This window comes from Stenotrophomonas maltophilia group sp. vghtpe118, from assembly GCF_052605195.1.
The window spans coordinates 2610367-2621711 of the sequence record NZ_CP199672.1; the positions used below are offsets into that span (position 1 = coordinate 2610367).

The following is an 11345-nucleotide window of genomic DNA, read 5'->3' on the forward strand; positions in this document are numbered from 1 at the left end:
GGAACGGTGTGTTGGCGCAGTGGATCACTCGCTCCAGCGGCGGAACACCAGCGAGGTGTTGATGCCGCCGAAGGCGAAGTTGTTGCTCATCACGTACTCGGCCTGCAGTTCGCGGCCCTGCCCGGTGATGAAGTCGAGCTGGCCACAGCGCGGGTCGACCTCGGCCAGGTTCAGGGTGGGCGCGAACCAGCCGGCACGCATCATCTGGATGCTCACCCAGGCCTCGAACGCGCCACAGGCACCCAGCATGTGGCCGACGTAGCTCTTCAGCGAGCTGATCGGCACGCGGCTGCCGAACACCTGTGCGGTAGCCTGGGTCTCGGCGATGTCGCCGTGGTCGGTGGCGGTGCCATGGGCGTTGACGTAGTCGATCTGCGCCGCGTCCAGGCCGGCGTCCTCCAATGCCAGGCGCATGGCCTGGGCCATGGTGTCGGCACTGGGCTGGGTGACGTGCTGGCCATCGCTGTTGGTGCCGTAGCCGACCACCTCTGCAAGGATGGTGGCGCCGCGCGCCTGCGCGTGTTCCAGGTCTTCCAGGATCAGCGTGCACGCGCCCTCGCCCAGCACCAGGCCATCGCGGCCGGCATCGAACGGGCGAGGCGTGGTCTGCGGCGCGTCATTGCGCACGCTGGTGGCGAACAGCGTGTCGAACACCGCTGCAGCGGTGGCATCGAGCTGCTCGGCACCGCCGGCCACCATCACCGTCTGCTTGCCGCTGCGGATGGCTTCATAGGCCGCGCCCACACCCTGGCTGCCCGACGTGCAGGCGCTGGAGGTGGTGTACACGCGCCCGGACAGGCCGAAGAACACGCCGATGTTGACCGGCGCGGTGTGGCTCATCATCTTCAGGTAGGTGGTGGCGCTGATGCCATCGGTGGTGAATTCGTTGAGCATGCGCCCGAATTCGCCGGTGGCCTCGTGGCTGCCGGACGAGGAGCCATAGGCCACGCCGGTACGGCCACTGCGCAGCACCGGATGCTCATTCAGGCCGGCCTCGCGCAGCGCCACCTCGGTGGCGCGCACCGACATGATCGCGACCTTGCCCATCGAGCGGGTGGTCTTGCGGTTGTAGTTCGGCGGCAGCTCGAAGTCCTGCGCCGGCGCGGCCAGCTTGGTGTTCAGCCCGGCATAGACATCCCACTCGGGCATCGCACGCACCGCGTTGCGGCAGCTGCGCAGGTGCGCTTCGATGGTCGGCCAGTCGTGGCCGAGTGGACTGATGGCAGCGGCGCCGGTAACCACCACGCGACGATCGGCGGCCATCAGAGCATGCCTCCGTTCACCGAGATCACCTGCCGGGTGATGTAGCCGGCCGGTTCGGACAGCAGGAACGCCACGGTAGCCGCCACTTCGTCCGGGCGGCCAACGCGGCCGGCGGGAATCAGCTTGAGCGCGTGTTCAACCACTTCGTCGTTGAGCATTTCGGTCTCGATCAGGCCCGGGGCCACGCAGTTGACGGTGATCTGGCGGCTGGCCAGTTCCAGCGCCAGGGCCTTGGTGGCGCCGATGATGCCGGCCTTGGCGGCACTGTAGTTGACCTGCCCGCGGTTGCCGGCCAGTCCGGAGACCGACGACAGGGTGACGATGCGGCCCGGCTTGCGCCGCCGCACCATCGGCATGATCAGCGGATGCAGCACGTTGTAGAAGCCATCCAGGTTGGTGTGGATGACCTGGTCCCAATCGTCCGCTGACAGCGCCGGGAAGGCGCCATCGCGGGCGATGCCGGCATTGCAGACCACGCCGTAGTAAGCGCCGTGCGCTTCGACATCGGCCTCCAGAGCGGCCCGCGCAGACGCGCGGTCGGCCACGTCGAACACCAGCACGCGGCCCTGCTGGCCCAGTGCCTGGATCTCGGCGACCACCGCCTGTGCTTCATCCACGCGGCTGCGGCAATGCACCACCACGTCGAAGCCATCGCGCGCGATGCGCAGCGCGATGGCCCGGCCGATGCCCCGGCTGGCGCCGGTCACCAGCACGCTTCGATTCCCTGTCATGCCTGTCCACTCTCCAGATAGGCCATCGCGTCGGCCGGTTCGAACACCGACACGTTGGCTGTCGCCCATTCTTCCTCGCCTGCCAGGATGCGGCAGGCGAACATCCCCAATCCATTGTCACCCAACAGCTCGCAGCGCGCCTGTACGCGCAGCCGCGAACCGCTGGGGAAGCTGCTGCGCGCGCTGCTGTAGCGGCGGCTGCCGAGCAGGAAGCCCAGCTGCGGTGGCCTGCCGGCCGCACGCGCTCGGCAACCGGCCCAGGCCGCGATGGCCTGCGCCATGTACTCGATGCCGACCCATGCCGGCACCTGGTCATCCTCGACGAACAGGCCGGCCTCGGGCACCACCAGTTCGGCCTCGATGGCGTCCTGGTCCCACTGCGTGATGCGCTCCAGCAGGCACATGTCCTGGCGGTGCGGCACCACGTCTTCGATCGCGTACAGCGTGTTCATCGACGCTCCAGTGCCAGCACGGCATTGCTGCCGCCGAAGGCGAACGAATTGCTCAGCACCCGCCGTGGCGGCTGCGCAAGGCGCGTGCCCGGTGCGACCAGCGGCAGCACCGGCAGTGCCGGGTCGGCCACGCCGTCCCACCAGTGCGGCGGCAGCAGCTGCTGCGGGTTCTCGGCCAGCACGATCCAGCACAGCGCCGCCTCGATGGCACCCGAGGCACCCAGAGTGTGGCCGGTCAACGGCTTGGTCGAACTGGCCGGCACGTGGCAGCCCAGCACCTGCGACACGGCCAGGCTTTCCATCGCATCGTTGTGGCCGGTCGCGGTCCCATGCAGGTTCACATAGTCCACTTCGCCGGCGGCCCAGCCAGCACGCTGCAGCGCCTGCTGCAGGGCGTCGATGGCGCCCAGGCCCTGCGGGTCCGGGGCGGACATGTGGTGGGCGTCGGCCGACTCGCCCCACCCCGCCAGGCATACCGGGCCGGGTTCGCGGGTGAGCAGGAACAGCGCGGCGCCTTCGCCGATGTTGATACCGGTACGATGCTGCGAGAACGGATTGCAGCGTTGGGCCGCGACCGATTCCAGCGCGCTGAAGCCGGCCACGGTGAAGCGGCACAGCGAATCGGCGCCACCGGCGATCACCGCATCGACGATGCCGGCGCGCAGCATGCGTGCAGCCGACATCAGCGCCTTGGCACTGGACGAGCAGGCAGTGGACAGGGTCCATGCCGGCCCCTGTGCGCCACTGCGCTGGCGCACGAACTGCGCGGCGGTGCCCATTTCCTGCTGGGCGTAGTCAAAGCCCTGCGGCCACTGGCCCTGTTCGGCATGGCTGCGCAATGCCTGCTCGGATTCACCAATGCCCGAGGTGCTGGTGCCCAGCACCACCGCCACGCGCTCGGCGCCATGGCGGGCGATCGCCGCGGCCACTGCCGGCGCGATCTGAGCCAATGCCACGTCCAGCAGGGCATTGTTGCGCCCGCGCAGGGCCACCGGCAGATCATCCAGCGCCGGCAGCGGCGTACGTACTTCTCCCAGCGCCAGGGTGCGCCCCGGCAACAGGCTGTCGTTGTCGCTGAGCCCGCCCGGCGCGTCGGCGAACAGTGCCGACGTCACTGCGGCGCGGCCAGCGCCGAGTGCACAGACCACACCCAGGTCGTTCAGGTAGATCGGTGCGCTCATCGGTCCGGCCCGGCCATGTCGATCGATTCGATGCGCAGCGCATAGCCTTCGGCGCGGTTGTCCAGCTGCACGCTGCCATCGTCCAGCCGCTGCAGGTGCAGCCACACGGTGCCCTCACGCGACAGGCTGCGCTGATGGCCATCATCACTGACCTGCCAGCCCGCCGGCAGCACGGCGGCAATGGCCGCGGTCGGCCACAACGCGAACTGCAGGTCATCCAGCACGCGCTCGGCGCGCACCTGCGGTGGCAGCCATGGCGCGCGCTGCTGGGTCAGCTGCTGGCCGTCCCATTGCAGGCGCACGCCGGTCTGGCCCATCGCCTGCACGGCCAGCTGCACCTGCTGGGCGTCGGCTTCCAGCAGCGCGTCGAGATCGCGCTCATGCGTGCCGAAGCGGAAATGCAGCTGCTGCTGCAGCGCCAGCGGCGCCGGCAGGCTGGCCGGCGCCAGGCGCAGCGGCGGCAGTTCCACCTGCGGTTTCGGCATGCGGCCGGCACAGGCGGCCAGCAGCAGGCACAGCAGCAGCACCGCAGTACGGGCAATCACGCGCCGCACAGCTGCTCCAGCACGCGCATGCGGCGGCCGCTGTCGTCGGCCACGTAAGGGTTGTTGGTGTCCCAGGCGTAGCCGGCCAGGATGGAGCTGATCATGTCGCGCACTTCGGGCTGCTGTTGCGGGTGGTAGATGATCTTCTGGAAACCGCCCTCGTACCAGCTTTCGACGAAGCGCCGGAAGGTCTTCACGCCGGCACGCAGCGGGATTGAGAACTCGGCCTCCCAGTCCACGGCCTGGCCGGCATAGCGGCGCTTGAGGCATTCACTGGCCAGCTGCGCGGACTTGAAGGCAATGGTCACGCCGGAGGAGAACACCGGATCGAGGAACTCGCCGGCGTTGCCCAGCAACGCGTAGCCGGGCCCCCACAGCGAACTGACGTTGGCCGAATAGCCGGTGATCCGGCGCACCGGCAGCACCGCCCATTCGGCGTTGGCCAGCAGGCGGGTCAGGTTGGGGTCCTCGCCGACGATGGCCTGCAGCTTCTGCAGGTCGTCACCCTCGTAGCGCTCGAAGAACGACGGCTCGGCGACCACGCCCAGCGAACAGCAGCCATTGGAGAACGGGATCGTCCAGTACCAGACGTCGATGTGCTCGGGGTGGGTGGTGATCAGGATCTTGTTGCGATCGAAGTCCGCTTCGGCCGGAATGTTGTCGCGCACGTGGCAGAAGATCGCGCCGCGCACCGGGAAGTTGGACGGCGACTCCAGCTGCAGCAGCCGCGGCAGCAGCCGCGCGAAGCCGGAGGCATCGAGGATGAAATCGGCCTCGATGCGGTATTCACTGCCGTCCGGGCGACGTACCGTCACCGCCGGTTGCTCGCCCGGCTCGACCGCAAGCACTTCGTCGCCGAAGCGCAGCGTGGTGCCCATGCGCTCGGCGCCGCGTGCCAGCACGTTGTCGAAGTCGGCGCGCTGCACCTGGTAGGTGGTGCCCCAACCCGGCGAGAACTTCTTCCTGAAATCGAACGCCGTACGGGCTTCGCCGTGCACGAAGGCGGCACCGTTCTTGTACTGGAAGCCCGCCTCGACCACGTCCTGCAGCAGGCCGGCCGCCTCGATGTACTCCATGCTCTGCGGCAGCAGGCTTTCGCCGATGGAGAAGCGCGGGAACTGCTGGCGCTCCAGCATCAGGACCTGGCGGCCCTGCTGGCGCAGCATCGCCGCGGCCACGGAACCGGCCGGGCCGGCGCCGATGATCAGGATTTCAGTGCGTTCGACAGCATCCACAGCAGTGTTCATCGGTGCGTCCTTGTTGCTCGATCAAATGGAAAGAAGGAAGTCGGAAAACAGGCTCAGGCCGGCGGCAGATCGTGCGGCGGCGGACGGAACAGCGGCGAGATCAGCCAGACCAGGCCGATGCCGAACAGCAGGGTCAGGCCGAACGCGCGCAACGCCGGGGTCTGCGACAGGCCCAGCAAGCCGAACGACAGCCAGGTGCTGGCCGCGCCCACGCACACGGCCAGCCAGGCACTGGCGTCGCCGCGGTGCTCGATCAGGAAAATGCCGTAGTCGATGCCCATGCCCAGCAGCAGCATCAGTGCCAGCACGTTGAACAGCTGCAGCGGCTGGCCGAACAGGCCCAGCAGGCCCAAGGTCAATGCGCCGGCAATCAGGGTCGGCGCGAACACGCGCCAGGCCTGGCGGCGGTAGCGCAGCCACAGCGCGCCGAACACCAGCACGATGCCGACCAGCAGCAGCCCGCCCATCAGCTTGCGGTAGTGGCCCAGCAGCTGCGAGAAGTCGGCGGTGCGATCCACCCAGCGAACGCCGGGCAGGCCTTCGGCGGCACCGCGCAGGGTGGCCAGCGTATCCGCGCGCGACAGGTCATCGACCATCACCACGCTGATCATCTGCCCGCCGACCTGGCCCACCCACAGGTGCCGGAACGGCTGCGAGGCCGGCGAGGCCAGGAACGCTTCGGCGGTGAGTGGCGCGTCCGCGAACGGCGGTCGCTGCAGTGGCTCTCCCACGGCCTCGGACACGGCCGCAAGCACACCCGGTTCAACCTTCGCAGTCAGCGCCGCATCGGCCTGCTGGCGCGACGGCGACGGCAGCCAATCGCTGATCGCGCGATAGCCCCCAATGCGCTTCTGGTTGGCCAGTACGCGCAGGCGTTCGGTCAACGCTTCCTCACGCTGCAGCAGCTGCGCCGCGTCGGTGCCCTGTACCAGGTAGAACTGTGCCGGGCTGGGCATGCCCAGCAGCTGGCTCAAGCGGATCTGCTGCGCCATCAGCGCCGGCGGCGACGATTGCAGGCTGCGCAGGTCGTCGTTGCTGTTCAGGCGGGCAATGCCGATGGCAGACAGCGCCAGCGTGATCACCACGAACACCGTCACCGGCCGGCGGCCATGCAACCGCGGGAAGCGCTCCAGCGTGTTGCCCAGCCACTGCGAGAAACGGGTCTGGCGGATCTCACCGCCATCCAGCCACGGGAACCAGAAAATCACCGTGAGGAAGGCGGCGGCCAGGCCGACCACCGAGAACAATGCCATCTGGCGCAGGCCCGGGAACGGGGCCAGGCCCAGTGCCAGGTAGGCCAGCGCACTGGTCAGCAGGGCCAGCCACAGGCCGGGCAGCAGGTGCCGCAGCAGTTTCCAGCGACGATCAGCCGGTTCGGCCTGGCGCGAAGCGAACCAGTGGATGCCGTAGTCCTCGGCCACGCCCACCAGCGACGCACCAAACACCAGGGTCAGCACATGCACCTTGCCAAACACCAGCACGGTCACCGCCAGCGCCACGCCACAGCCGATCAGCAGTGAGGCGGCAACCAGCAGAATCGGTCGCAGCGAACGGAACGCCAGCCACACCAGCAGCAGCACCGCGGCCAGCGAGCCCCAGCCGATCGTGTTGATCTCCTGGTTGGCCTGCACCGCCGCCGCTTCGGCGTGCAGCGGCACACCCGCATGCAGGATTTCCAGTTCTGGCGCCGCCGTCCTGGCGGCCAGCCCGGCACGTTCCAGCAGGCCGTCAAGATGGCGCTCGCCGTCAAGCTGGAACGCCGACCCCGGCGTATCGAACTGCAGTACGGCCCAATGCCTGCCCTCGGCTTCGAGCAGGCCGTCATCGCCCAGCCGCAACCCCGACCCCTGCGCCTGCTGCTGCCACCATTGCGGCCACAGCGAGAGCGGGTCTTGCCGCCAATCGGTCAGGCGCGGTGCGCCCATCGGACCGTACAGCGCAGCCAACGCCTGCTCGGCCAACGCGCCCGGCTCGCTGCCCTGCAGCTGCTCGCGCTGGGCCGGGGTCAGCAGGCGGTCGCGGTACGGCGCGTAGAACGCGCGCGCCTCGTCGAACCAGCCTCCGATCGAACCGCTGGGCACCAGCAACGCGCTGTCGGCATCCGCCGCCATCGCCGCAGCGAACGCCGCCTGTGCGCGCTTGGCGGCGGCGCCATCCTTGCTGCCCAGCAGCACCACCACCTGGCGCGAGCTGCCGTCGGCGATGCGCCGGGTGACGTCACTCAACAGGCGGTCATGCGCGTCCTGCGGCAGCAGGGCGAGGATGTCGGTGTCGATCCGCGACTGCTGGCTCCACAGGCGCCATTGCTGCGCACCCAACACCAGCAGGAGCACCAGCCAGGCGATGCCCAGCCAGTGCCACCAGCGCCGCAACCGGTCCGGCCCGTTCGATGCTGCCCCCTCACTCAAAGCGGCGTGCCTCGTCGGTGGTGAGCGTGGCCGGCGCTTCGCTCAGTGCACTGAACTGGATCTGCGTGCGGTCCTTGTTGGCCTCGACGATCTCGACCTGGCGCACGTAGCGGTCACCTTGCAGGGTCAGCGACTGGAACGCCTTGGCCAGCATCGCCGACTTCGGCGTCAGCCGCAGCCGCCAGCCCTGCCCTTCACGGCTGGCCGCCACGTTGAACTGGCCGGACAGCGCCTGAACGTCGCCACTCATCAGCGCGAACATGATCGCGTTCACCGAACGCATCGCCGGCTGCTGCCGTGCATCGAGCTCGACACGGGTGCTGCCATCGCGCTGGCGGCTGAGGATGCGGTCGGCGGTGACCACCACTTCGGAGGGGAACGGCTTGAGCGTGGTCCAGATCACGCCGTGCTGGCGCGCGACCACGAACTGGCCCTGCGAGCGCAGCGGGTTCTTGAAGCCGCTGACCTGCTTTTCCTGGCTGAACTGGCCGCGCAGCACGTCCGGCCGCGCCACCGCCTGGGTGATCGCATCGATGGCGGGGTCGGCGGCCTGCACCTGCGGTGCGGCAATGAACATCAGCGCGCACAGCAGCACGCTGGAAAGACGGGCAAGCATGTTCAAGGCGCAGGCACTCCCAGGCGTTCCCACAGTACCGGCGGGCACTGGTACAGCATTTCCCTGCTGGCCGCGTCCACCGCGACCTGGATGGTCATCGCGCGGGTCAGTACCTGGCCGCTCTGCGCATCGACGATTTCGTACTCGATCTTCAGCCGGTTCTCCCATTCCACGATGCGCGCAATCACGCGCAGCGCCTGGTTGAACAGCAGCGGGCGCACGTACTTCACCCGCGCATCGACCACCGGCCACAGGTAGCCCGATTCGAGCATCTGCGGGTAGTCGTAGTCGTAGCGCCCAAGCAGCGCGCAGCGCGCGATCTCGAAGTACTTGAAGTAGTTGCCATGCCAGACCACGTTCATCGGATCGCAGTCATGGAAGGCGGGGGTCAACGCAATTTCGCCAACCCGTTCAATAGCCTCATTCACCGGCATACAGCTCCCAACGTTGCGCGCGGATCTCCACCAGCAGTTCCCGCAGTTCGCGATCCAGCGCGCGGTCTTCTTCAACCAGGGCGATGCGCTGCCCCAGGTCGGCGTACATGTCGGCCAGACTGCCATGCAGCTGGGCGTTCAGGCCAACCCGTTCGCGCAGCGCCAGGCCCTGGCGGGCGGCGATCAGCATCGCGGCCACCACCTGCTCGGTCAGCTCGATCACGCGCAGGCAGTCGCGCGCGGCGATGGTGCCCATGCTGACCTTGTCCTGGTTATGGCACTCGGTGGAACGCGAGAACACGCTGGCCGGCAGGGTCTGCTTCAGTGCTTCTGCGGTCCAGGCCGACACGCTGATCTGCAGCGCCTTCAGGCCATGGTTGATGGCCGCGCGCTGGCCGGTGGCCGCCGACAGGTTGGCCGGCAGGCCATGGTTGTAACGGGCATCCACCACCAGCGCCAGCTGCCGGTCGAGCAGGTCGGCAACGTTGGCCACGGTGTTCTTCAGGGTGTCCATCGCCAGCGCGATGTGGCCGCCGTAGAAGTGGCCGCCATGCAGGATGCGCTCGCCGTCGGCATCGATCAGCGGATTGTCGTTGGCGCTGTTCAGTTCGGTTTCGATCAGCTGGCGCAGGAACGGCAGGCTGTCCTCCAGCACGCCGATCACGTGCGGTGCGCAGCGCAGCGAATAGCGGTCCTGCAGGCGCTGTTCATTGCGTGGCGGACGCTCGCTGTGCAGGTCGCTGCGCAGGCGCGCGGCGATGCGGCCCTGGCCCGGGTGCGGCTTGGCCGCGAACAGGGTTTCGTCGAAGTGGTGCGCGTTGCCGTCGCTGGCCAGCACGTTGAACGCGGTCAGGCGCGTGGCCATCCGTGCCAGGTAGTCGGCGCGCTGCCAGGCCAGGCAGGCCAGGCCGGTCATCACCGCGGTGCCGTTCATGATCGCCAGGCCTTCCTTCGGCCGCAGCTTCAGCGGGGTCATGCCGATCTTCGCCAGCACCTCGGCAGCAGGCTGCACGCGGCCATCGTGCAGCACCTCGCGCTCGCCGCACAGCACCGCCGCCACGTAGGACAGCGGGGTCAGGTCACCACTGGCCCCCACCGAGCCTTCGGCCGGGATCATCGGCAGCACGTCGTGCTGCAGCAGCGTGGCCAGGCCTTCCAGCAGCGGCATGCTGACACCGGACATGCCACGCACCAGCGACGCCAGGCGCGCGGCCAGCACCGCACGGGTCTCGACCGGGTCCAGGTAACGGCCCAGGCCGCAGCCATGGTAGGTGTACAGGTGGTGCGGCAGTTCAGCCACCAGTGCCGGCGGGATGTTCACCGTGCACGAATCGCCATAGCCGGTGGTCACACCGTAGATCACGCCATCTTCGCGCAGCAGGCGGTCAAGGAAGTCGGCACCGCGCTGGATGTGCGCGCGGAACGCCGGCGCGTCGCTCAGTGCGGCCTCGCACTGGCGCTGGGCCAGGGCAACCACGTCTTCGATGGTCAACGGTGCATCGCCAAAGCGGCACACGGGTACGGCGTCAGTCGTCATGCGGAGCCTGATCCCAGAAGGGGAAGAAATTGAACCAGTCCAACGGGGACTGGATGACCTGGAGTTCCAACCAGCGCGCGAAGCGCTGTGCCTGTTCGGCAAGTGCCGCGTCGCGCGAGCCACGCGGCAGCACGATGCGTTCGGCGAACTGTTCAAAAGCCACGCGGTAGCCCTCGCCCTGGTGCAGGCAGGCCATGGTGTAGACCGGGCAGCCCAGCGCCGCAGCCAGCACGTAAGCGCCGATAGGGAACGGTGCGCGGTGGCCGAGGAAATCGGCGGTGACACTGCGACCGCCCTGCACCGGCGTGCGGTCGCCGACGATGGCGACGAAGCCACCCGCCGCCACGCGCTCGGCCAGCATCATCGCTGTGGCCGGCCCCATTCCGGTCACCTGCACCAGCTCCACCGCCGCCAGCGGGTCCAGCCGCTGCAGCAGGCGGTTGAAGCGCTGCGCATGCGCGGTGTGCACCAGCACGGTGATGCGGAACCCCGGCACCTGTTCGGCCAGCACCTGGCACAGTTCCAGGCAGCCGATGTGCGCGGTGAGGATCAGACCGCCTTCGCGGCGCGCGATCTTCTGCAGCACCAGGTCGCGGTGCAGGTGGATACGGTTGGCCGGGTAGCGCCCGCCCAGGCCGAGGATCTTGTCCAGCATCGTGTCGGCGAAGGCGAAGAAGTGGCGCAGGCTGTCGCGCCGGGTTGGCGCGCGGCCGAGCACGCCGCTGTATGCCTGCAGCCGCTGCAGGTACTGCATCGAGGCCTGTCGCCCCACACGGTTACCCAGCCAATGGCAGGCCACCACCGGCCACGCGCACAGGCGGAATGGCCAGCGCCCGAACCAGCGGTGCACCCAGCACAGGAACAGCACGCCGGCCACCGACGTCGATTCGCCGATGTCGGCCCAGTGCGGGGCGTCCTGCGCGGTCGCCAT

Annotated in this window: 11 protein-coding genes; all 11 read right to left on the minus strand. The window is 68.6% G+C overall.

Annotated features, from left to right (window positions below):
- Nucleotides 1-24: 24 nt before the first annotated feature.
- The 11 genes from ACUDTM_RS11935 to ACUDTM_RS11985 are packed head-to-tail and all read right to left on the minus strand — an operon-like array spanning nucleotide 25 to nucleotide 11345.
- Nucleotides 25-1263, minus strand: coding sequence for a beta-ketoacyl-ACP synthase (locus ACUDTM_RS11935; protein WP_353080483.1), 1239 nt, complete (start codon nucleotides 1261-1263; stop codon nucleotides 25-27).
- A complete protein-coding gene (locus ACUDTM_RS11940) occupies nucleotides 1263-1994 on the minus strand; it encodes a 3-ketoacyl-ACP reductase FabG2 (protein ID WP_111174844.1) in 732 nt (243 codons plus the stop codon). The genes ACUDTM_RS11935 and ACUDTM_RS11940 overlap by 1 nt, the downstream gene beginning before the upstream one ends.
- Complete coding sequence (locus ACUDTM_RS11945; RefSeq protein ID WP_005420287.1) at nucleotides 1991-2446, minus strand: ApeP family dehydratase; 456 nt, start codon at nucleotides 2444-2446, stop codon at nucleotides 1991-1993. The genes ACUDTM_RS11940 and ACUDTM_RS11945 overlap by 4 nt, the downstream gene beginning before the upstream one ends.
- A complete protein-coding gene (locus tag ACUDTM_RS11950) occupies nucleotides 2443-3627 on the minus strand; it encodes a beta-ketoacyl-ACP synthase (RefSeq protein ID WP_353080484.1) in 1185 nt (394 codons plus the stop codon). The genes ACUDTM_RS11945 and ACUDTM_RS11950 overlap by 4 nt, the downstream gene beginning before the upstream one ends.
- Nucleotides 3624-4181: a DUF3261 domain-containing protein gene (locus ACUDTM_RS11955; protein ID WP_005420289.1), complete on the minus strand. Its 558-nt coding sequence runs from the start codon at nucleotides 4179-4181 to the stop codon at nucleotides 3624-3626. Before ACUDTM_RS11955 ends, ACUDTM_RS11950 begins: the two co-directional genes overlap by 4 nt.
- On the minus strand, nucleotides 4169-5419 hold the full coding sequence (locus ACUDTM_RS11960; RefSeq protein WP_069138858.1) for an NAD(P)/FAD-dependent oxidoreductase: 1251 nt from the start codon (nucleotides 5417-5419) through the stop codon (nucleotides 4169-4171). Before ACUDTM_RS11960 ends, ACUDTM_RS11955 begins: the two co-directional genes overlap by 13 nt.
- Before the next feature lie 53 nt (nucleotides 5420-5472).
- Entirely contained in the window at nucleotides 5473-7827 is a 2355-nt protein-coding gene (locus ACUDTM_RS11965; protein ID WP_445391337.1) for an MMPL family transporter, read from the minus strand.
- A complete protein-coding gene (locus ACUDTM_RS11970) occupies nucleotides 7820-8443 on the minus strand; it encodes a LolA family protein (protein WP_445391338.1) in 624 nt (207 codons plus the stop codon). The genes ACUDTM_RS11965 and ACUDTM_RS11970 overlap by 8 nt, the downstream gene beginning before the upstream one ends.
- Before the next feature lie 2 nt (nucleotides 8444-8445).
- Nucleotides 8446-8877 carry an acyl-CoA thioesterase gene (locus tag ACUDTM_RS11975; protein ID WP_111128544.1) on the minus strand — a complete coding sequence of 144 codons (432 nt, stop codon included), beginning with the start codon at nucleotides 8875-8877 and terminating at the stop codon, nucleotides 8446-8448.
- A complete protein-coding gene (locus ACUDTM_RS11980; RefSeq protein ID WP_151355158.1) occupies nucleotides 8864-10414 on the minus strand; it encodes an HAL/PAL/TAL family ammonia-lyase in 1551 nt (516 codons plus the stop codon). Before ACUDTM_RS11980 ends, ACUDTM_RS11975 begins: the two co-directional genes overlap by 14 nt.
- Nucleotides 10404-11345, minus strand: a complete 942-nt coding sequence (locus ACUDTM_RS11985; RefSeq protein ID WP_088497001.1) for an LpxL/LpxP family acyltransferase — start codon at nucleotides 11343-11345, stop codon at nucleotides 10404-10406. The genes ACUDTM_RS11980 and ACUDTM_RS11985 overlap by 11 nt, the downstream gene beginning before the upstream one ends.

What these genes read in the sequence shown, in the direction of transcription:
- ACUDTM_RS11935 (WP_353080483.1), bottom strand. Translation starts at nt 1,263, where the DNA reads ATGGCCGCCGATCGTCGCGTGGTGGTTACCGGCGCCGCTGCCATCAGT.
- ACUDTM_RS11945 (WP_005420287.1), bottom strand. Translation starts at nt 2,446, where the DNA reads ATGAACACGCTGTACGCGATCGAAGACGTGGTGCCGCACCGCCAGGAC.
- ACUDTM_RS11960 (WP_069138858.1), bottom strand. Translation starts at nt 5,419, where the DNA reads ATGAACACTGCTGTGGATGCTGTCGAACGCACTGAAATCCTGATCATC.
- ACUDTM_RS11985 (WP_088497001.1), bottom strand. Translation starts at nt 11,345, where the DNA reads ATGGCGACCGCGCAGGACGCCCCGCACTGGGCCGACATCGGCGAATCG.
- ACUDTM_RS11975 (WP_111128544.1), bottom strand. Translation starts at nt 8,877, where the DNA reads ATGCCGGTGAATGAGGCTATTGAACGGGTTGGCGAAATTGCGTTGACC.
- ACUDTM_RS11950 (WP_353080484.1), bottom strand. Translation starts at nt 3,627, where the DNA reads ATGAGCGCACCGATCTACCTGAACGACCTGGGTGTGGTCTGTGCACTC.
- ACUDTM_RS11980 (WP_151355158.1), bottom strand. Translation starts at nt 10,414, where the DNA reads ATGACGACTGACGCCGTACCCGTGTGCCGCTTTGGCGATGCACCGTTG.
- ACUDTM_RS11940 (WP_111174844.1), bottom strand. Translation starts at nt 1,994, where the DNA reads ATGACAGGGAATCGAAGCGTGCTGGTGACCGGCGCCAGCCGGGGCATC.
- ACUDTM_RS11970 (WP_445391338.1), bottom strand. Translation starts at nt 8,443, where the DNA reads ATGCTTGCCCGTCTTTCCAGCGTGCTGCTGTGCGCGCTGATGTTCATT.